Here is a 20203-nt window from a genome sequence, read left to right on the forward strand (position 1 = left end):
GATGCGCGTCGGCCTGGTCTGCCCCTACTCCTTCGACGAGCCCGGTGGCGTGCAGGCGCACGTCCTCGAGCTCGGCGCCCAACTGCGCGCCCGCGGCCACCACGTCGAGGCCATCGGCCCGGCCTCGGAGACCGCCGATGTGCCCGGGTGGGTCCACCGCGGCGGCCCGGCGATCCCGATCCCGTACAACGGCTCGGTCGCCCGGCTCTCGATCGGCCCGCAGGTGCGTCGGCGCGTCGACCGCTTCCTGACCGAGGGCGACTTCGACGTGCTGCACATCCACGAGCCGAACTCGCCGAGCTACTCGATGGTCGCCCTGGCCCGCGCCCGCGGGCCGATCGTGGCGACCTACCACGCCTCGGCGTCGGGCTCGCGCGTGCTCAAGGCCGCGCTGCCGGTGCTGCGCCCCCTGCTGGAGAAGGTCCGCGGCGGCATCGCGGTCTCCGAGATGGCGCGGCGCTGGCAGGTCGAGCAGCTCGGCGGCGACCCGGTGCTCATCCCCAACGGGGTGGACACCGGCGTCTTCGCCCGCGCGCGCCGCGAGGCGGAACAGGCAGCCGCGGACGCCCCCGCCTCCGGCGCAGCCGACGCCGCCACCGGCGCAGCCGACGCCGCCACCGGTGTGGACGGGCCCCGCGGCGACGGGACCGAGCCCACCCGCCCCGTGGAGCTGGTCTTCCTCGGCCGCCTCGACGAGTCCCGCAAGGGCCTCGACGTGCTGCTCGCCGCCCTGGAGACGATGCGCTCGCGCACCCCGGTGCACGTGACCGTCATCGGCTCCGGGCGCGCCCGCCCCGCCCGCGGCGTGCGCTACGTCGGCCGGGTCAGCGACGCCGAGAAGGCCCGCCTGCTGGCCCAGGCCGACATCTACGTCGCGCCCAACCTGGGCGGGGAGAGCTTCGGCATCGTGCTCGTCGAGGCGATGGCCGCCGGCTGCGCGGTGGTGGCCAGTGACCTCGAGGCCTTCAACGCCGTGTGCGCCGGCGACACCGCCCGGCCCGCCGGCGCCCTCTTCGCCACCGGCGACTCCGCCGCGCTGGCCGCGACGCTCGACCGGCTCGTCGACGACCCCGCCGCGCGCAAGGGCCTGGCCGCCGCCGGGCGGGCGCGTGCCGAGCGCTACGACTGGCGGACCGTGACCCGCCAGGTGCTCGCCGTCTACGAGACGGTCACCGACGGCACGAAGGTGACGGTGCGCTGATGGACTGGTGGATCGTCCTGGCCGTCGTGGTCACGCTCGTGATCTTCTGGGCGGTGCAGACCGCCCAGCGCCTCGACCGGCTGCACATCCGCACCGACTCCGCGCTGCAGGGCCTGGCCGGCGCGCTCGACAACCGCGTCAACCTCGTCGAGGCCGTGCTTGCCGACGCCGCGCGCGGCACCCGCGGCGGTCCCCGCACCGTGGCCCGTGACGGCGCCGAAGGTGCCGGCGGCGCCGCAGGCGCCGGTCACGACGCCGACGCCGCGGGTGCGCGCCCGGGTGGGGGAGACGCGGGCGTCGTCAATAAGGCCGTCGTCGCCGCACGGCGGGCGGGCGCGGTCACGCTGCGCTACGGCACGCTGCCGGAACGCGCCGAGCGCGAGCGGGAGCTGACGGCGGCACTGGCCGCCGCCCACGCCGCCGGTGTCGTCTTCCCGGCCGTGCTCTCCGAGGCCAACGCGCGCGTCGAGATGGCCATGCGCTTCTACAACGACGCCGTGCGTGTCACCCGTGCGCTGCGGCTGCGCCCCGCGGTGCGGCTGCTGCGGCTGGGCGGCACGGCGAAGTTGCCCAGATATTTCGAGGAATCCCGATGGGACGCCGTCGCGGGTGACACAATGAGCGCAGCAGACGGGCCGGGCAACGAGGCCGGCCCGCAGACCCGACCGGACGGAAAGTAAAGGAGCACCAGCCACCGTGGCGCGTATCGAAGAGATCCTGACGCTGGAGCGCATCGACGACCTGATCTTCCGCGGCCCGGCCGTGGAGAGCACCCTGACGCGCACCTTCGGCGGACAGGTGGCCGGGCAGGCGCTGGTCGCCGCCGTCAACACGGTCTCCGACGAGCGCCCGGTGCACTCCCTGCACGGGTACTTCCTGCGCCCGGGCGACTCGAGGGAGCCGACCGTCTTCCTCGTCGACCGGCTGCGCGACGGCCGCAGCTTCTCCGCCCGGCAGGTCCGCGGCGTGCAGCGCGGCGAGACGATCTTCAGCATGCAGGCCAGCTTCCACGTCAGCGGGGACACCGGCCCGGACCACTCCGACCAGATGCGCGCGGTGCCGGACCCGGAGGAGCTGGGGGAGGAGGGCCTGCTGCGCCCGCGGGGCTCGCGCGCGCTGCTCGACGAGTGGGGCGACTGGGACATCCGCGTGGTGCCGCAGGACCGCTACGAGCCGAACAAGTACGCCGCCAGCCAGCAGGTCGTCTGGTTCCGCTCCCAGCGCAGGCTGCCGGACGACCCGAAGTTCCACCAGTGCACCCTGGCGTACATGTCGGACATGACGCTGCTGCACTCCTCGCTGGTGCCGCACCCGGACACGAAGGTGCAGATGGCCAGCCTGGACCACGCGATCTGGTTCTTGCGGCCCTTCCGCGCCGACGACTGGCTGCTCTACGACCAGACCTCGCCCTCGGCGCACGGCGGGCGCGCGATGACGCAGGGGCGCATCTTCAACCGCGCCGGCGACCTGGTCGCCGAGGTCACTCAGGAGGGTCTGGTGCGCACCCTCGACGAGGGCCGCTAGGCCGGGACCGGGGACGGGGCCGGGCCCGGCGCGGGCGCCCGCCGCGTGGCCCCGGGCGTCGACGGACGCGCGCGGCAGGCCGTGGTCCTGCGCGGACACGCCCGGGTGCGTTCGGAGCCCGGGGGCCTGCTGCGTATACTGGCAGACCGCGAGCCGCACGGTGCCGGGGGCGTGGACGCTCGCCACCGTGAGCCAACGACGAAAGGACATCAATGTCAGGTCACTCCAAGTGGGCCACCACCAAGCACAAGAAGGCGGCCAACGACGCCAAGCGCGGCAAGGAGTTCGCCAAGCTGATCAAGAACATCGAGGTCGCGGCGCGCACGGGCGGCGGGGACCCCTCGGCCAACCCGACCCTCGACGACATGATCAAGAAGGCCAAGAAGGCCTCCGTGCCCAACGACAACATCGAGCGCGCCCGCAAGCGCGGCTCGGGTGAGGAGGCCGGCGGCGCCGACTGGCAGACCATCATGTACGAGGGCTACGGCCCCAACGGTGTGGCCATGCTCATCGAGTGCCTGACGGACAACCGCAACCGCGCGGCCACCGAGGTGCGCACCGCCATGACCAAGAACGGCGGCAACATGGCCGACTCGGGCGCGGTCAGCTACATGTTCAACCGCAAGGGCGTCGCCCAGGTCAAGTCCGAGGGCCTGACCGAGGACGACGTGCTGATGGCCGTGCTCGAGGCCGGCGCCGAGGAGGTCAACGAGCTCGACGGCCTCTTCGAGGTCGTCTCCGCCCCGGAGGACCTCAGCGCGGTCAAGTCCGCCCTGGGCGAGGCCGGCATCGAGGTCGAGGACTCCGACCAGGACTTCCGCTCCGACGTCAGTGCCCCGCTCGAGGCGAACGACGCCCGCAAGGTGCTCAAGCTCATCGACGCCCTCGAGGAGTCGGACGACGTCCAGAACGTCTACACCAACATGGACCTCTCCGACGAGGTCGCCGCGGAGCTCGCCGAGGAGGACTGAGCCCCGCCCGTGCGGCGCGTCGCTTGACGACGCCCGCGCGTACCCGACGTCGCGGTCGCGGCACCCGGTGCGGTGCCGCGGCCGCGACGTCGTCTGTCGGGTAGCGTGTCTCTTCGGTACTGTGTGCTAATGACGGAACCCGCCCGGGCCCGGTCCGGGGCGGGGCGGACAGCGGGAAGGTTGGTGTCGCAGAAGGTGAACGTCGAGGGACTCCGGGTGATGGGCATCGACCCTGGCCTGACGCGCTGCGGGTTGTCCGTGGTGCAGGCGGGCCGCGGGCGGCAGGTCTACCCCGTCGCCGTCGGCGTCGCGCGCACCCCGGTTGGCGCCGAGCTGTCCGCGCGTCTGCTCGAACTCTCGCACGGCGTGTGCGAGTGGATGGACCGCTACCAGCCCGACGTCGTGGCCATCGAGCGCGTCTTCGAACGCGGCAACGTCTCGACCGTCATGCACACCGCCCACGCCGTGGGCGTGCTGGTGCTCGCCGCCGCCGAGCGCGGCATCCCGGTGCACATGTACACCCCCAGTGAGGCCAAGAAGGCCATCTCGGGCAACGGGCGCGCGGACAAGAAGCAGATGACCGCGATGATCACCCGCATCCTGGGCCTGAGTGAACCGCCGAAGCCGGCCGACGCCGCCGACGCGCTCGCGCTGGCGGTCACGCACTGCTGGCGCGCGCCCTTCCTCGCCCGGGAGAAGGCCAACGAGGAGCGCGCCAGGAGACAGAAGGCCCGGCTGGCCGCGGAACGTAAACGTCAGGAGGAGATGGCGCGATGATCGCCTCGCTCAACGGAACCGTCGTCGGAATTGAACTGACCGGCGCGGTCATCGAGTGCGCGGGGGTGGGCTACTTCTTCACGGCCACCCCGCAGACGCTGGCCGGCCTGCGCCGCGGCGAGACCGCGCGCGTGCTGACCACCATGGTCGTGCGCGACGACGCGGTGCAGCTCTACGGCTTCACCGACGACTCCCAGCGCAGCATGTTCACCCTGCTGCAGACGGTCTCGGGCCTGGGGCCCCGCCTCGCGCTGGCCACGCTGTCGGTCTTCGAGCCGGCCGAGGTCGCCGCGGCTGTCGGCGCCGGCGACGCCAAGGCCCTGCAGCGCGTGCCCGGCGTGGGCAAGCGCATGGCCGAGCGCATGATCGTCGAACTGAAGGAGAAGGTCGCCGTCTACGGTGAGGCGGCGCCGGAGGGCGGCGAGCCCGCGGCCCCGCGCGCCGAGTCCGCGACCGCCGCCCAGGTCACCGCCGCGCTGACCGGCCTGGGCTTCACCGACAAGCAGGCCGGGTCCGCCGTCGACGCGGTGCTCGCCGAGGACCCGGACCTGGACACCTCCGCCGCGCTGCGGGCGGCGCTGAGCCGCCTGGGGAAGAAGAACTGAGATGACCCGCCACGGAATTGAGCGCACCGAGTTCCGGCTGCCCGAGGGCGCCGGGGGACCGGCAGGCCCGGGTGGGCCGGGGAACGGTGGATCGGCCGGTGGGCCGGGAGCCGCGGGCGGCGGCGCGGGCGGCTTCGGCGGCCCGGCCGGCGGCCCGGCCGACGGTCCGGCGGGTGTCCCGGGTGCCGGAGGTCCCGGCGCCGGGGGCCCCGTTGCCGGCGACGGCGCCGAGCGGCCCGTCACCCCGCACAAGCAGGCGGGGGAGGGCGACGTCGAGCGCAACCTGCGTCCGCGTTCGCTGCAGGAGTTCATCGGCCAGCAGAAGGTGCGCGAGCAGCTCTCGCTGGTGCTCACCGGCGCGAAGAACCGCGGGGTCACCCCGGACCACATCCTGCTGTCCGGCCCGCCCGGCCTGGGCAAGACGACCATGGCGATGATCATCGCCCAGGAGCTCGGCACCAGCCTGCGCATGACCTCGGGACCGGCGCTCGAGCGCGCCGGCGACCTGGCCGCGATGCTGTCGAACCTGATGGAGGGCGACGTGCTCTTCATCGACGAGATCCACCGCATGGCGCGCCCGGCCGAAGAGATGCTCTACATGGCCATGGAGGACTTCCGCATCGACGTCATCGTGGGCAAGGGCCCCGGTGCCACGTCGATCCCGCTGGACCTGCCGCCGTTCACCCTGGTGGCCGCCACCACGCGGGCAGGCATGCTGACCGGGCCGCTGCGCGACCGCTTCGGCTTCACCGCGCAGATGGAGTTCTACGACACCCCGGAGCTGACCCGCGTGGTCACCCGCGCCGCCCGCATCCTCGACGTCGAGATCGACGACGACGCGGCCGCCGAGATCGCCTCGCGCTCCCGGGGCACGCCGCGTATTGCCAACCGGCTGCTGCGGCGCGTGCGCGACTACGCCGAGGTCCACTCCGACGGCCGCATCGACCTGGCCTCCGCCCGCGGGGCGCTGGCGGTCTTCGACGTCGACGAGGTAGGCCTCGACCGCCTGGACCGCGCGGTGCTCGACTGCCTGATCAAGGGGCACGGCGGCGGGCCGGTCGGCGTGGGCACGCTCGCGGTGGCCGTGGGCGAGGAGCCCTCGACCATCGAGGAGGTCTGCGAACCCTACCTGGTGCGCGCGGGTCTCATCGCGCGTACCGGCCGGGGCCGGGTGGCCACCGCCGCCGCCTGGCGCCACCTGGACCTCGAGCCGCCGGAGGGCGCGCCCGGTCTCTACTGAGACACGGCCGGAGCGCGCTCGGCAGGGGGCCGGGGGAGCAGGGGGCCGGGGGAACGCCCGGTCTCTCCTGAGGCACGGCCGGGGCGCGCTCGGCGGGGCCGGGGCCCGCCTGGTCTCTACTGAGGCACGGCCGGGGCGCGCTCGGCGGGGGATGAAACCTCGTGCCGCGGGGGCGTGCCCGCCGCCCGGGCGGGGCCGGGGGAGCGCGCCCAGGGGCACCCGGGGCGGTGCCGGACCTGGGCGTTTAGTTGGCATGTCCACGGAGCCGTCTGGCACAGTGTGGGGCATGGATATGATTCTGCTTCTCGTTCTACTGCTCATTCTGATCGCGCCCTCCTTCTTCATGATGCGCAAGCAGCGCCGTCGTCAGAATGAGATGACCCAGATGCAGGCCGGCCTCGAGGTCGGCCAGCGCGTGGTCACCGCCTCGGGCATGCACGCCACCATCGTCGGCCTCGAGGGTGACCAGCTCGCCCTCGAGATCGCGCCCGACGTGATCACCACCTGGGAGCGGATCGCCGTCATCCGCACCGTCGACGAGCAGAACCCCGAGCTGGTCGGTGGCGAGGCCGGCTACGCGCAGGCCGGCCAGGCCGACGCCGAGGGCTACGTCCACCCGGAGGCCACCGAGGCCGAGCACACCGACGCCAACTACAGCGACGCCGACTACACCGGGACCGATTACACCGACGCCGCCGGTCACCCCGAGAACGACGGCTCCTACCCGGACCCCGACCGGACCGACGGCCCGGACGCCGACGGCCGCCCCGGGCGCTAGGTCCCGGAACCCGGGAATCCGACCGGGACCCCGGCGAGCAGCGTGCGGGACCTCGCGGCACACCGCCGGAAGCCCGCTCGGAATCCCGCCCGCGACCCATAAGCCGAGGTCCCAGGCGGGGGAGACGTGACCCGGGACACCGGGAAGTTTCGGCACCAACTCTTCGACACACGCGGACCATGCCGTAACATAGGTGCGTCCATCACGGCCGGGAGAGCCTGCAGAGGCCTTCCGGCGTGTCTGTTCAAGGAGATTTGTTCGTGACCACAACCGCGAGACCGCGCGGCGCCCAGACGTCGGGCAGGAGCTGGCCGCTCAAGGCGCTGGGGGTCTTCCTGCTCCTGGTCCTGGCCGTCTACGCCCTGATCTTTTTCACCGGCGACCGGAAGGCCGAGCCGAAGCTGGGCATCGACCTGGAGGGCGGCACCCGCATCACCCTGGTTCCCCAGGGTGAGGAGCCCACGCAGGAGCAGCTGAACCAGGCGCGCACCATTCTGCAGAACCGCGTCAACGGCATGGGCGTCTCCGGCGCCGACGTCGTCGCCGACGGCAACACGCTGGTGATCACCGTCCCCGGTGACGACGCGGGCCAGGCCCGCGCCGTCGGCCAGACCTCGCAGCTGGTCTTCCGCCCGGTCGCTCAGCCGCAGATGCCGGACATGGCCGCGCTGCCCGAGACCTTCACCGACATGGCCGAGCGCTGGGTCGAGGCCGACGTGATCAGCCCGGAGGACGCCAAGAGCTCCGCCGAGCAGCTCTCCGCCCAGCTCAAGCAGCTCGGCGGTGAGGAGATCAAGGCCCCGGAGATCAACGCCGAGCCCAAGCCGGAGCCGGCGAACTCCCTGGAGGCCACCGAGCGCCGCCAGCAGACCACCGAGATGCTGCGCGAGGACCGCCAGTCCGAGGACCCGACCACGCAGCTGGCCGCCATGGCCCTGATCAAGTGCGACGGCTCCGTCGACCCGCTGGCCGGCACCGACGACCCGGCCAAGCCGCTGGTCTCCTGCGACGCCTCCTCCGGCGCGCCGTACCTGCTGTCGCCCTCCCCGGAGCTCGTCGGCGAGAACCCGGACGGCGAGCGCCTCACCGGCGCCCAGATCGACACCGACCGTCCGATCGAGGGCGGCCTGGACTCCCAGACCGGCCAGATGCAGGTCGGCTTCGCCTTCGGCGGCGCCGGCGCCGACACCTGGGCGCAGCTGACCCAGGAGTACCTGCAGCAGCAGGTCGCCATCACCCTGGACTCGCAGATCATCTCCGCCCCGCGCATCCAGTCGCCGACCCCGGCCGGCTCCGCCACCGCGATCACCGGTGACTTCAGCCAGAAGGAGGCGCAGGACCTCGCCAACAACCTGAAGTACGGCGCCCTGCCGCTGTCCTTCGCCGGCGAGGACGGCCAGCCCGGCGGCACCGCCGAGACCGTGCCCGCCTCCCTCGGCGAGGCCTCGCTGAAGGCCGGTCTGGTCGCGGGCCTGGTCGGCCTGGCCATGATCGCCGTCTTCGTCTTCGCCTACTACCGCCTCTACGGCCTGATCTCGCTGTTCACCCTGGTGTGCTCCGGCGCGCTGGTCTACGGCTCCCTGATCCTGCTGGGCCGCTGGATCGGCTACTCGCTGGACCTGTCCGGCATCGCCGGCCTGATCATCGGCATCGGCGCGACCGCGGACTCCTTCGTGGTCATCTACGAGCGCATCAAGGACGAGGTCAGGGACGGCCACACCTTCCGCTCGGCCACGCACCGCGGCTGGCACCGCGCCCGCCAGACCATCGTGACCGGCAACATGGTCACCCTGATCGCCTCCGTGGTCATCTACTTCCTGGCTGTCGGCGAGGTCAAGGGCTTCGCCTTCACCCTCGGCATGACGACGGTCTTCGACCTCGTCGTGACCTTCCTGGTCACGGCCCCGATCATGCTGCTGTGCTCGCGGCGGCCGTTCTGGGCGCGCCCGGCCGTCAACGGCATGGGCAAGGTCTTCCGCCTGGCCGCCGACCGCCGCACGGCCGCGGCCAAGGTCAACACCCCCGCGCGCGGCGCCACCGCTTCCGGGGCCACCGCTTCGGGCGCCACCGGGACCACCGCGACGGGCACCGCAGCCACCGCCGGCACCGCAGCCAGCGCCGGCACCGCTGCGACCGCAAAGGAGACCGCCGACGCCGACGAGGCGGGACGTCGTCAAGCGGGCACCGCCTCGGCGGTCTCGCCCGCCGACGGTGACACCGACGCCGACGGCGACGCGCCCGCCGAGGACGCGGAGCCCAAGGACAAGGAGAACTGAGCAATGTCCGAGACCAAGACACTCGAAGTTCCCGTCGAGCCCGACGCGAACCTGAACCACTCCCTGTTCGACCGCATCTCCACCGGTGAGGGCGGCATCGACTTCATCGGCCGGACCAAGCTGTGGTACTGGCTGACGGCGCTGTTCATCGTCATCAGCGTCGCCGCCATCGGCATCCGCGGCTTCGACATGTCGATCGACTTCGAGGGCGGCACCAAGATCAACATGCCGGCCGCGGAGCTCAACGTCGACGACGTCGAGCAGACCTTCGTCGACGCCACCGGGGTCACCCCGGAGCTGACCCAGGTCGTCGGTTCCGGCGACACCGCCACCCTGGAGATCAACACCGAGCGCCTCACGCAGGACCAGATCGACGCCGCCCGCCAGGAGATCTTCGAGGCCTACCACCCCGAGGACGCCACCGGCACCCCGAGCCCGGACGCGATCGGCGACTCGACGGTCTCCGAGTCCTGGGGCTCGACGATCACCCAGCGCATGCTCATCTCCATGGGCGTGTTCCTGCTGCTGGCCTTCCTCTACATCGCGGTGCGCCTGCGCCGTGAGATGGCCATCGCGGCCATGGCCGCCCTGCTCGTCGACGCCGTCGTCATCGCCGGCATCTACGCGCTGTTCGGCTTCGAGGTCTCGCCGGCCGTGATCATCGGTCTGCTGACCGTGCTGTCCTTCTCCGTCTACGACACCGTCATCGTCTTCGACAAGGTCCGCGAGAACACCGCGGGGCTTCTCGACTCGCGCAGACAGACCTACGCGGAGGCCGCCAACGCCGCCGTGAACCAGACGCTGATGCGCTCGATCTCGACCTCGGTGATCTCCGCGCTGCCGATCGTGGCGCTGATCATCGTCGCCGTGTGGATGCTCGGCGTCGGCGATCTGCAGGACCTCGCGCTCATCCAGCTCATCGGCGTGGTCGAGGGCGTGTTCTCCTCGATCTTCCTGGCCACCCCGATCCTGGTCAGCGTGACCGAGCGCTCCAAGGAGATCCGCGAGCACAACGCCGCCGTCGCCGCCTACCGTCGCGGCGAGGAGCCGGCGGACGCGGCCGACGACGCCACGGCGACCGACGCGGCGTCGGAAGGCAATACCGGCAACTCCGGCAAGCGCACCGTCACCTCCCCGGCGCACCACGCCGAGGCCGACGCCGACACCCCGGCGCCCGGCCACCCCGGCGCCACCTGGCGCCCGGGCCGGAACTGACGGGGGAGGGCGCGCATGTCCGCCGCTGCACGACCTGGCCGGGGACGCCTGCGCGCCGCCGTGGCCGCCGTTCTGGCGCTCGCCAGCGCGGTCTCCCTGACCTCCTGCTCGACCGAGGAGGACGGTGAGGACCTCGGCGAGAACACCGGGTTCCCCGCCTACGTCGTCTCCTCTCCGCTGGAGACCACCAACGCCGCCTCGCTGGACGGTGCGTCGACGAACGCGGAGCTGATCTCCGGGCGCGTCTACCCGGCCGTCTACACGCCGGGGCCGAACGGCCAGATGATCCCGAACACGGACCTGGCCACCGCGCAGCTGCTGCCCGGCGCGAAGCGCAAGGTACTCTACGACATCGCCCCGGAGGCCGCCTTCTCCGACGGCCACGCCGTCACCTGTGACGACTTCTACCTCGCCGTGGCCGCCGGCAAGCTCGACGGCGTCTTCGGCGCGCAGCTGCCGTGGACCGACCAGGTCGAGTCCGTGCAGTGCCGCCCCGGCGCCAAGCGCTTCCAGCTCACCCTCGTCGAGGGCGCGGGCTCGCGCTGGCGCCAGCTCTTCGGCCCCGGCGAGATCCTGCCGGCCCACGCCATCGCGCAGCGCGCCGGCGTGGGCGAAGAGGACCTGGTGCCGCTTCTCGACGCCGCGCTGCCCGGCGCGGGCGGTTCCGGTGCGGCGGCCACCGGCACCACCGAGATTTCCGACGCCGCGGTGCCCGACGCCCTGCGCGAGGTCGCCCGGGTGTGGCGCGACGGCTTCCGGCTCTCCGAGTTCGACGAGGGCCTGCAGCTGGCCTACGGGCCCTACCGCGTCGACTCCGTCGGCGAGCACGGCGAGGTCCGCCTCGTGCGCAACGAGCACTACAACGGCGCGCCGGCCGAGGAGCCGACGCTGGTGGTCTGGCCGCCGTCGGTGGACACCCACGCCCTGGCCGCGCAGGCGCACGTCGTCGCCGCGGACATCACGCGCACCGACGGCTCCTTCATCGACCGCGACAACCCGGGCAACCGCTACGAGATCCACCCGGAGGTCGGCTACCTGACCGAGACGCTGCTGCTCGGCGAGGGCGGCGTCTTCGCCACGCCGGAGGACCGCGACGCCTTCAACGCGTGCGTGGACCAGAAGGACGTCGCCGCCGAGAGCTCGCGGGTCTCCGGCGTGGAGGTCCCGGCGGTGGCCATGCACGTGCTCAACCCGACCGACCCGGACGCCGTGCACGTCGCGGACGTCTCGGACGTCCACCTCGGCACCGACGAGGCGCTGGCCGGCCGCCTGAAGGGCAAGACCGTGCGCATCGGCTACATGGGCCCGGACCCGCGCAAGGCCGCGATGGTCGGGTCCATCCGGCGCAGCTGCGAGCCGGCCGGGGTCACCGTCGAGGACGTCTCGGAGACCACCGGGCAGCTCGGCGACCTGGTCGGGGTCGCCCCGGGCGGCGAGGACCGCGTCGACGCGGTGCTCAAGGCCGTCGACCCGGCCGCCGAGTACTCCGCGGTGGCCCCGGGTCAGCGCGGCTGGCGGGCACTGCAGGCCGCGGAGGCGGGGGAGTGGCGCCGCGTGCGCGCCATTCCGCTGGCCTCCCAGCCCCGCGTATTCGCCACCGACCGCGAGATGGGTAACGTGAACGTGTACACAGGTCTCGCCGGCATCGGCTGGAACATGGACCGGTGGCGCATCGGCTGACGCCGGTGCACCCGGGCCCGGCAACGAGAGAAATATGGGAGAGATTCAAGGTGGCAGGTAAGACTCAGACCAGGTTTCCCGAGGCTGCGGCCGCACTCAAGGAGCATGTGCGGCTCGTGCCGGACTTCCCCGAGGAGGGCGTGGTCTTCCAGGACCTGACCCCGGTGCTCGCGGACGCGGACGCGTTCGGCACCGTGGTCGACGCGCTGGCTCAGGCGGCCGTCGAGGACGGCGCCGACCTGATCGGCGGGCTCGACGCGCGCGGCTTCCTGCTGGGCGCGGCCGTGGCCTACAAGCTGGGGCTGGGCGTGCTGGCGATCCGCAAGCAGGGCAAGCTGCCCCCGCCGGTGCACACCGAGGAGTACGCCCTCGAGTACGGCACGGCGGCCCTGGAGATCCCGGCCGACGCGATGGACCTGAAGGGCCGCAAGGTCGTGCTCGTCGACGACGTGCTGGCCACCGGCGGCACCCTGGGCGCGGCGGCGAAGCTGCTGGCGAGCACGGGCGCCGAGGTCGTCGGCAACGTCGTCGTCCTCGAGGTCGACGGCCTCGGCGGGCGCGAGAAGCTGGGGGACGTGCCCCTGAGCGTGATCTCGCAGGACACGGTCGAGGCCTGAGCGCCGGCTGACGGGTCGGCCCCGGCGGCCGGCCGCAGGCAGTCGGGGCGCGGGGTTCGACGGGTACCGGGCCAGGGCCCGGGGCCGGAAGAGGCGTACCGGACACGGGTCCGGGCCGGAGAGGCGAAGGTAAGGTGTAGGGACTATGACCCAGGAGAACGGCCGGGGCAGGAGCATCGGCGTGCGGGGCATGTCCGCGCGCCTGGCACGCAGCCTGACGGGCAACCGCCCGAAGATCAACCCGGTGCTCGCGCCGCTGTTGAGCATCCACCGGCAGTTCCACCCGAAGGCGGACGGGGCGGTGCTCGACCGCGCCTACGCCACGGCGGAGCGCCTCCACGACGGGGTCTACCGCAAGTCGGGCGACCCGTACATCACCCACCCGCTGGCGGTGGCCACCATCGCCGCGGAGATCGGTATGGACACCACCACGCTGGTCGCGGCGCTTTTGCACGACACGGTCGAGGACACCGACTACACCCTCGAGCAGCTCACCGAGGACTACGGCGAGGAGGTCGCCCGCCTCGTCGACGGGGTGACCAAGCTGGACAAGGTCGCCCTGGGCGCGGCCGCGGAGGCCGAGACGATCCGCAAGATGATCGTCGCGATGGCCCACGACCCGCGCGTGCTGGTGATCAAGGTCGCCGACCGCCTGCACAACATGCGCACGATGCGCTTCCTGCCGCCCGAGAAGCAGGCGAAGAAGGCCCGCCAGACCCTCGAGGTCATCGCCCCGCTGGCGCACCGCCTGGGCATGGCCAACGTCAAGTGGGAGCTCGAGGACCTCTCCTTCGCGATCCTCTACCCGAAGAAGTACGACGAGATCGTCCGCCTCGTCGCCGACCGCGCCCCGCAGCGCGACCGGGCACTCGAGGAGATCATGGCGCAGCTCAAGGCGGCGCTCAAGGAGAACAACATCGAGGCCGAGGTGATGGGCCGGCCGAAGCACTACTGGTCCATCTACCAGAAGATGATCGTGCGCGGCCACGAGTTCGACGAGATCTTCGACCTGGTCGGCATCCGCGTGCTCGTCGACAACGTCAACAACTGCTACGCGGCCATCGGCGTGGTCCACGCCCTCTACGCGGCGATGCCGGGCCGTTTCAAGGACTACATCTCGGCGCCGCGCTTCGGCGTCTACCAGTCGCTGCACACGACGGTGATGACGGACTCGGGCCGCCCGCTCGAGGTGCAGGTGCGCACCCACGAGATGCACTACAACGCGGAGTTCGGCATCGCGGCGCACTGGCGCTACAAGGAGACGAAGGGCTCGCACAAGGGCGACCAGGCCGAGATCGACCAGATGGCCTGGATGCGCCAGCTGCTCGACTGGCAGAAGGAGGCCGCCGACCCGAACGAGTTCCTCGACGCGCTGCGCTACGACCTGACGGCCAAGCAGATCTTCGTGTTCACCCCGAAGGGCGACGTGGTCAACCTGCCGGTGGACTCCACCCCGGTCGACTTCGCCTACTCGGTGCACACGGAGGTCGGCCACCGCTGCATCGGCGCGAAGATCAACGGCAAGCTCGTCGCCCTGGAGACGAAGCTGAAGTCGGGCGACCGGGTGGAGATCTTCACCTCCAAGGACCAGCACGCCGGGCCCTCGGCGGACTGGAAGGACTTCGTCGTCTCGCCGCGGGCGAAGGCGAAGATCCGCCAGTGGTTCTCCAAGGAGCGCCGCGAGGAGCACCTGGAGGCCGGCCGCGACGCGCTGGCCGCCGAGGTGCAGCGCGGCGGGCTGCCGCTGCACCGCCTGTTCACCGCGCAGTCGATGAAGACGGTGGCCACGGAGCTGCACTACCCGGACGTCGACGCGCTCTACACGGCGATCGGCTCGGGCTCGGTCTCCGCGCAGCATGTCGCGCACCGCCTGATGGCCATCTTCGGCGACGAGGACTCCGCCGAGGACGAGCTGATGAGCCGGATGCCGCTGGCGGAGCTGGCGGACAAGGCCGAGCACCGCCCGCAGGCCGTCAGTGGGCCGGGCGTGCTCGTGGAGGGCAGCCCGGACGTGCTGGCGAAGCTGGCCAAGTGCTGCCAGCCGGTGCCGGGCGACGAGATCTTCGGCTTCGTCACCCGCGGCGGCGGGGTCTCGGTGCACCGCACGGACTGCACCAACGCCCCGAAGCTGCGCGAGGAGCCGGAGCGCCTCATCGACGTCTCCTGGGCCGGCTCGGACCAGGGCAACGCATTCACCGCGACGCTGCAGGTCGAGGCGCTGGACCGCGGCGGGCTGCTCATGGAGATCACCCGGTGCGTCAGCGAGCAGAACCTGTCGGTGCTGGCGATGAACTCGAAGGCCGGCGACGACCACATCGCCACGATCCGCTTCACCTTCGCGGTCTCCGACACCAAGCAGCTCGGCGCGCTGATCACGGCGCTGCGCAACACCGAGGGCGTCTTCGACGTCTACCGCGTGACCGCCTGAGTGCCCGTGGCGCGCGTCGATTGACGACGCCCCGCCTGCCCCGCGTCGGCGCGCACCCGCGCGCGTGGCGCGGGGCTGTGCCTGTTGTGTGGGGGCTTGTTGCGGGGAGGGCTTGTTCCGGTTTGTGGGGGAGGGCTTGTTCCGGTTTGTAAGGGAGAAGCTTCTTAAGAGGGAGCGTGGTGGCGCGGGGCCGTGTGGGGGCCACGGAGGAGCCGCGGAGGGGCCACGGAAGAGAATCGCACGCGAAAACCCGCCCGCGGCCGGCGGCGTGCCGGTCGGGGCGGGTGGTGTTCTCAGGGAGCCTGAGAAGAGCCTTAGAACAGGTCCGGGGCGACCTTCTTGACGAGGCTGAAGACGGCGGAAGCGACACCGATCACGGTGGTGATCAGGGTGGCGAAGCCGGTGATGATGCCGAGACGCTCATCGAATTCACCCTTCTCCCACTGGCACTTCAGGGAGTTCTTCACGTTACTGGGGGCGTTTTCGTCGTCGCAGTCGTACTCGGAGGAGCTGACGTTTTCGTTGACCGGGGCTTCCGGATCCGAGGTCGGGGCCGGGTTCTCGTTCTTGTCGGTCGGGTTCGCGGCCGGCTTCTCGGGGGTGGTCTCGACGGTCGAGCTGGCGGCCGTGGTCTCCGTCGGGGTGCCCTCCTCGGCGTTGGCCGGGGCGACGATGCCGGTGGTGGCGATGGCGACGGTGGCGCCGAGGGTGACAATGCCCTTACGGGTGAAAAGCTTCATGGGGTTCGTGTCCTCCCGAACATGCTGGTGGTTGAAAGCTCCTCCCAGACCATAGCGGGGCGGAAGACGCCGGGCAACAGTTCACTCCCAAGAAATAAACAGGTGTTGATCAGGTGAATCAATGCCCTGAAGGGGGTCCGGGCGCCCTGTCCTGCGGGGAGTTTCGATTCACCGGATCGTAAAGGCTCGCCTATGTGAGCGAGAACACTGATCTGGACGTAAAACTTACTTGCCGATCGCCTTGGTCAGCTCGGTCAGCCCGCGGCTGATCAGCGCGAGCACGGCGACGGCGCCGAGCATGCCGCCGATGACGGTGGCGAAGGCGCCGACCTTGCCCCCGGGCCCCTCGTTCCACATCTTGGTCAGGGCGTTGTCGCTCGTGGAGGAGGTCTTGCCGGCGCCGCCCTCGGACTTCGAGGAGTTGCCGGAGTCGGCGGCGCGCACGGCGGTGCCGGCGCCGGCGGTCCCCGCGGTGGTGCCGGCGGTGGCCACGACGCCCTCGGCGCCGGTGGTCTCCGCGGTGGCGGCCGGGGCGACCAGGCCGGTGGCGGAGACGGCGACGGCGGTGGCGGCGGCGACCAGGCCGGTGCGGGAAACAAGCTTCATGGGGTCCTCCTGAGTTCTGCGGTTCCGGGCGCTCCATCGCGCACTGTCCCGGGGATGTTACAAGCGCCCGGTCGCGCGGGCACATTCGTGCAGGAAACTGGACGCGAACGACCCCGGATCCCGCCGAACCGCCGGCACACACCGGGACGTGGTGGCATGCCCCAGGCTCGAGAGGAGTCGCGGACCCGGGCACGAGAAAACCCGGCCGGTGCGCGTGGCGCCGGCCGGGGCGGGTTCCGGGGCGCTGGCCCGGGGGAGGCCCCGCGGGGCCTCCGGACGGTCTATTTGTTGACCGTGGCCTCGGAGATGCGGACCTCCTCGGCGGGCGCGCCGTTGTTGGGGTCGCCCTCGACACCGGCCTCGGCGATCTTGCCGAGGGTGTCCATGCCCTCGTCGGTGATCTTGCCGAAGTAGGTGTAGTCCGGCGGGAGCTGCGAGTCGTCGTAGTTGAGGAAGAACTGCGAGCCGTTCGTGTCCGGGCCGGAGTTGGCCATGGCGACGGTCCCGCGCGGGTAGGTCACGGGCTTGCCGGTCTGCGCGCCCATCTCGTCGGTCGGGTACTCGTTGGCGAACTGGAAGCCCGGGCCGCCGGAGCCGGTGCCGGTCGGGTCGCCGCACTGCAGCACGTTCAGCGCGCCGGAGGTCATGCGGTGGCAGACCGTGTCGTTGAAGTAGCCCTGCTCGGACATGTGCACGAAGGCGTTGACGGTGCACGGGGAGACCGAACGGTCCAGGGTCATCGGGATCGGGCCCTGGCCGGTCTGCAGGGTGACGGTCACCTCGCCGGTGGCGGGCACGTTCTCGGTCTGCGGCTTGCTGACCTCGCGGGCGGCCTCGCCGGCGTCGTCGTAGCTGCAGGTCACGGTCTCCGGCAGCGGGTTCTCGCGCTCGAGGGCCAGCGGCTCGACCTGAGCCTCGGAGGTCTGCTCGGTGGACTCGGCGTCGTCGGCGACGACGTCCTCCTCGGAGTCGCGGGTGGCCAGGAACCAGACCACGCCGACGATGGCGAGGATGGCCACGGCGGACATGGCCACGACGGCCAGCGGCTTGCTCTTCTCCGCGCGGTCGCGGCTCTTGAGCGCCTTGTCGAGGGCGTCGAGCGCCTCCTGGCCGCGTTGCTCGTTACTCACTTCGGCGGGAACCTTTCCGTCTGCTTCGTCACTTCCCCGCGGCCGGTCGGGATCCGATCGCCGGTGGGCCGCGGTAACGCCACGTCATTGTAGCGGCAGCGTCTAGGGTCGAGGCCATGGAGATCCAGGGATTCGCCACCGGCCCGTACAAGACGAACTGCTACCTGCTCATCGAGGACGGCCGCTGCGTGGTCGTCGACGCGGGCATGCACGCCTTCGCCCCGGTCATGGACGTGCTGGGCAAACTCGACCTGGAGCTTGAAGCCGTCGTGTGCACCCACGGCCACATCGACCACACCCGCGACGCGGCCCAGCTGGCCAACCACTTCGGCGTGCCCGTTTACATCCACCCCGACGACCGCTTCATGCTCGCCGGCGGCGACGGCGTGCTGCCGGAGACGGCCCGCCTCTTCGACGCCGCGACCATGGCCCAGCCGGACGAGGTGCGCCCGCTTGACGACGCCGCGGTGGTCACCCTCGTCGGCCACGACTTCCGCGTGGCGCACGCCCCCGGCCACTCGCCGGGCAGCGTGCTGCTGATCGCCGACGAGGTGGTGCTCTCCGGCGACGTGCTCTTCCGCGGCTCCATCGGGCGCACCGACCTGCCGTACTCGGACCCGGAGGCGATGAAGCGGACGCTGGCCGGCCCCGTCGCCGCGCTCGACGACGCCCTGCCGGTGCTCCCCGGCCACGGGCCGACCACGACGGTGCGCGCCGAGCGCGCCACGAACCCCTTCGCCGGGCCCTTCATGCGTGCCGCCGGCTCCGCCGGCGGCACCGGGGACGCGGCCCGCCGCCCAGAGGATGAGGCCGGCGGCTCCGGGGACGCGGCCCGCCGCCCCGGGGATGAGGCCGGCGGCACCGAAGGTGAGTGACCGGTTCGCCCGCCGCCCCGGGGATGAGGCCGGCGGCACCGGAGACAACTAGTCCGCCGCCCCGAAGATCACTAGGCCCTCCGCAACCTCAGAGAGCGTCCGCGCGGCTGTTATCACCGGGTGGCGGGCGGAGCCCGCCGCCCCGCGGCGGCGACGGCGCGGGAGGGCACCGGGGGAGGCGGGGCGCGGCGTCGGCAATTGAGCGCGGTACCATCTCATGCGTGAGTGACAAGCAGCAGACCCACAGTGCCCCCAAGGGCGTTCCCGACTACGTCCCGCCGGCGTCGGCGGAGTTCCTCGCGGTGCGCGACACCTTCATCCGCCAGGCCCATCTGGCCGGCTACGAGCACATCGAGCTGCCCGTCTTCGAGGACACCGACCTCTTCGCCCGCGGCGTGGGCGAGTCCACCGACGTGGTGACCAAGGAGATGTACACCTTCGCCGACCGCGGCGGGCGCAGCGTGACCCTGCGGCCCGAGGGCACGGCCGGTGTGATGCGCGCCGTCATCGAGCACAACCTCGACCGCGGCCAGCTGCCGGTCAAGCTCAACTACGCCGGCCCCTTCTTCCGCTACGAGCGCCCGCAGGCCGGCCGCTACCGCCAGCTGCAGCAGGTCGGCATCGAGGCCATCGGCGTCGACGACCCGGCCCTGGACGCCGAGGTCGTCGCTTTGGCCGACCGCTCCTACCGCGCGCTGGGGCTCAGCGGCTTCCGCCTCGAGCTGACCAGCCTGGGCGACAGCACCTGCCGGCCGGCCTACCGCGAGAAGCTGCAGAAGTTCCTCTTCGACCTGCCGCTCGACGAGGAGACCCGGCGCCGCGCCGAGATCAACCCGCTGCGTGTGCTCGACGACAAGCGCGAGGAGGTCCGCGAGATGACTGCCGACGCGCCGCTGATGCTCGACCACCTCTCGGCCGAGTGCCGGGAGCACTTCGAGACCGTCACCGGGCTGCTCGACGACTTCGGCGTCGAGTACACCGTCAACCCGCGCATGGTCCGCGGGCTGGACTACTACACCAAGACCACCTTCGAGTTCGTCCACGACGGCCTCGGCGCGCAGTCCGGCATCGGCGGCGGCGGGCGCTATGACGGGCTGATGGGTCAGCTCGGCGGACAGGACCTCTCCGGCATCGGCTACGGCCTCGGGGTGGACCGCACCGTGCTGGCGCTTGAGGCCGAGGGCATCACCGCCGCGGACCTCGGTGTGGGCCGCCGCGTCGACGTCTACGGCGTGCCGCTGGGCGACAAGGCCCGCGGCCGGATGGCCGGGCTGGTCAACCGCCTGCGCGCGGCCGGCGTGTCGACCGACATGGCCTACGGCGGCCGCGGCCTGAAGGGCGCGATGAAGGGTGCGGACCGCGCCCGGGCGCGCTTCGCGCTGGTGCTCGGCGAGTCCGAGCTGGCGGACGGCACCGTGACCGTGCGCGACCTCGAGGCCCGCGAGCAGGAGACCGTCGCCGTCGACGGCGTGGTCGAGTACCTGACCGGGCGGCTGTAGGACAGACCCCGGGGGGCGCTCCGGCGGGGCCTGAGCCCCGC

Annotated in this window: 18 protein-coding genes; 15 read left to right on the forward strand and 3 right to left on the reverse strand. The window is 71.9% G+C overall.

Annotation, left to right across the window (positions count from 1 at the left end; all coding sequences use genetic code 11):
• Nucleotide 1 precedes the first annotated feature (1 nt).
• The 13 genes from CFRA_RS04985 to CFRA_RS05045 all read left to right on the forward strand — a co-directional run bounded on the left by CFRA_RS04985 (nt 2) and on the right by CFRA_RS05045 (nt 15312).
• On the forward strand, nt 2-1201 hold the full coding sequence (locus tag CFRA_RS04985; protein ID WP_075664886.1) for a glycosyltransferase family 4 protein: 1200 nt from the start codon (nt 2-4) through the stop codon (nt 1199-1201).
• Nucleotides 1201-1881 carry a hypothetical protein gene (locus CFRA_RS04990; RefSeq protein ID WP_075663710.1) on the forward strand — a complete coding sequence of 227 codons (681 nt, stop codon included), beginning with the start codon at nt 1201-1203 and terminating at the stop codon, nt 1879-1881. Before CFRA_RS04985 ends, CFRA_RS04990 begins: the two co-directional genes overlap by 1 nt.
• 16 nt (nt 1882-1897) lie before the next feature.
• Nucleotides 1898-2725, forward strand: a complete 828-nt coding sequence (locus CFRA_RS04995) for an acyl-CoA thioesterase (protein WP_075663711.1) — start codon at nt 1898-1900, stop codon at nt 2723-2725.
• 212 nt (nt 2726-2937) lie between these two features.
• Nucleotides 2938-3696: a YebC/PmpR family DNA-binding transcriptional regulator gene (locus CFRA_RS05000; protein WP_075663712.1), complete on the forward strand. Its 759-nt coding sequence runs from the start codon at nt 2938-2940 to the stop codon at nt 3694-3696.
• Nucleotides 3697-3891: 195 nt separating this feature from the next.
• A complete protein-coding gene (ruvC, locus tag CFRA_RS05005; RefSeq protein ID WP_075664887.1) occupies nt 3892-4473 on the forward strand; it encodes a crossover junction endodeoxyribonuclease RuvC in 582 nt (193 codons plus the stop codon).
• Entirely contained in the window at nt 4470-5078 is a 609-nt protein-coding gene (gene ruvA / locus CFRA_RS05010) for a Holliday junction branch migration protein RuvA (protein WP_075663713.1), read from the forward strand. The genes ruvC and ruvA overlap by 4 nt, the downstream gene beginning before the upstream one ends.
• Before the next feature lies 1 nt (nt 5079).
• Entirely contained in the window at nt 5080-6318 is a 1239-nt protein-coding gene (gene ruvB, locus CFRA_RS05015; RefSeq protein WP_415684116.1) for a Holliday junction branch migration DNA helicase RuvB, read from the forward strand.
• Between the two features lie 286 nt (nt 6319-6604).
• Nucleotides 6605-7096: a preprotein translocase subunit YajC gene (gene yajC / locus CFRA_RS05020; RefSeq protein ID WP_169842167.1), complete on the forward strand. Its 492-nt coding sequence runs from the start codon at nt 6605-6607 to the stop codon at nt 7094-7096.
• A gap of 260 nt (nt 7097-7356) precedes the next feature.
• Nucleotides 7357-9372 (forward strand): protein translocase subunit SecD, encoded by a 2016-nt coding sequence (gene secD, locus CFRA_RS05025; protein WP_245797697.1) that lies wholly within the window; start codon nt 7357-7359, stop codon nt 9370-9372.
• A gap of 3 nt (nt 9373-9375) precedes the next feature.
• Nucleotides 9376-10587: a protein translocase subunit SecF gene (secF, locus tag CFRA_RS05030; protein WP_075663715.1), complete on the forward strand. Its 1212-nt coding sequence runs from the start codon at nt 9376-9378 to the stop codon at nt 10585-10587.
• Nucleotides 10588-10602: 15 nt separating this feature from the next.
• A complete protein-coding gene (locus CFRA_RS05035; protein ID WP_075663716.1) occupies nt 10603-12267 on the forward strand; it encodes a periplasmic substrate-binding domain-containing protein in 1665 nt (554 codons plus the stop codon).
• Nucleotides 12268-12317: 50 nt separating this feature from the next.
• Nucleotides 12318-12884, forward strand: coding sequence for an adenine phosphoribosyltransferase (locus tag CFRA_RS05040; RefSeq protein WP_075663717.1), 567 nt, complete (start codon nt 12318-12320; stop codon nt 12882-12884).
• A gap of 145 nt (nt 12885-13029) precedes the next feature.
• The gene (locus CFRA_RS05045) at nt 13030-15312 is read left to right on the forward strand and encodes a RelA/SpoT family protein (protein WP_075663718.1); all 2283 of its coding nucleotides are present in this window, start codon (nt 13030-13032) and stop codon (nt 15310-15312) included.
• A gap of 314 nt (nt 15313-15626) precedes the next feature.
• Here CFRA_RS05045 and CFRA_RS05050 read toward each other — a convergent pair whose 3' ends face one another.
• The 3 genes from CFRA_RS05050 to CFRA_RS05060 form a co-directional block, all read right to left on the reverse strand.
• The gene (locus CFRA_RS05050) at nt 15627-16052 is read right to left on the reverse strand and encodes a hypothetical protein (RefSeq protein WP_075663719.1); all 426 of its coding nucleotides are present in this window, start codon (nt 16050-16052) and stop codon (nt 15627-15629) included.
• Nucleotides 16053-16277: 225 nt separating this feature from the next.
• Nucleotides 16278-16658: a hypothetical protein gene (locus tag CFRA_RS05055; RefSeq protein ID WP_075663720.1), complete on the reverse strand. Its 381-nt coding sequence runs from the start codon at nt 16656-16658 to the stop codon at nt 16278-16280.
• 281 nt (nt 16659-16939) lie between these two features.
• Nucleotides 16940-17788, reverse strand: a complete 849-nt coding sequence (locus CFRA_RS05060) for a peptidylprolyl isomerase (RefSeq protein WP_075663721.1) — start codon at nt 17786-17788, stop codon at nt 16940-16942.
• A 116-nt stretch (nt 17789-17904) separates the two neighbouring features.
• On the opposite strand from CFRA_RS05060, the gene CFRA_RS05065 reads away from it, so the two are divergent.
• A complete protein-coding gene (locus tag CFRA_RS05065) occupies nt 17905-18663 on the forward strand; it encodes an MBL fold metallo-hydrolase (protein ID WP_075663722.1) in 759 nt (252 codons plus the stop codon).
• A 221-nt stretch (nt 18664-18884) separates the two neighbouring features.
• Complete coding sequence (gene hisS, locus CFRA_RS05070) at nt 18885-20162, forward strand: histidine--tRNA ligase (protein ID WP_083666848.1); 1278 nt, start codon at nt 18885-18887, stop codon at nt 20160-20162.
• Nucleotides 20163-20203: the final 41 nt, after the last annotated feature.

The sequence above is a fragment of the Corynebacterium frankenforstense DSM 45800 genome, from assembly GCF_001941485.1.
Classification (GTDB): domain Bacteria; phylum Actinomycetota; class Actinomycetes; order Mycobacteriales; family Mycobacteriaceae; genus Corynebacterium; species Corynebacterium frankenforstense.

Bases quoted from the DNA above. Each gene is read 5' to 3' on its own strand.
- CFRA_RS05050 (WP_075663719.1), bottom strand. From the start codon at position 16,052: ATGAAGCTTTTCACCCGTAAGGGCATTGTCACCCTCGGCGCCACCGTC.
- CFRA_RS04990 (WP_075663710.1), top strand. From the start codon at position 1,201: ATGGACTGGTGGATCGTCCTGGCCGTCGTGGTCACGCTCGTGATCTTC.
- CFRA_RS05055 (WP_075663720.1), bottom strand. From the start codon at position 16,658: ATGAAGCTTGTTTCCCGCACCGGCCTGGTCGCCGCCGCCACCGCCGTC.
- CFRA_RS05035 (WP_075663716.1), top strand. From the start codon at position 10,603: ATGTCCGCCGCTGCACGACCTGGCCGGGGACGCCTGCGCGCCGCCGTG.
- CFRA_RS05000 (WP_075663712.1), top strand. From the start codon at position 2,938: ATGTCAGGTCACTCCAAGTGGGCCACCACCAAGCACAAGAAGGCGGCC.
- yajC (WP_169842167.1), top strand. From the start codon at position 6,605: ATGGATATGATTCTGCTTCTCGTTCTACTGCTCATTCTGATCGCGCCC.
- CFRA_RS05045 (WP_075663718.1), top strand. From the start codon at position 13,030: ATGACCCAGGAGAACGGCCGGGGCAGGAGCATCGGCGTGCGGGGCATG.
- secF (WP_075663715.1), top strand. From the start codon at position 9,376: ATGTCCGAGACCAAGACACTCGAAGTTCCCGTCGAGCCCGACGCGAAC.
- ruvB (WP_415684116.1), top strand. From the start codon at position 5,080: ATGACCCGCCACGGAATTGAGCGCACCGAGTTCCGGCTGCCCGAGGGC.
- ruvA (WP_075663713.1), top strand. From the start codon at position 4,470: ATGATCGCCTCGCTCAACGGAACCGTCGTCGGAATTGAACTGACCGGC.
- CFRA_RS04985 (WP_075664886.1), top strand. From the start codon at position 2: ATGCGCGTCGGCCTGGTCTGCCCCTACTCCTTCGACGAGCCCGGTGGC.
- CFRA_RS05065 (WP_075663722.1), top strand. From the start codon at position 17,905: ATGGAGATCCAGGGATTCGCCACCGGCCCGTACAAGACGAACTGCTAC.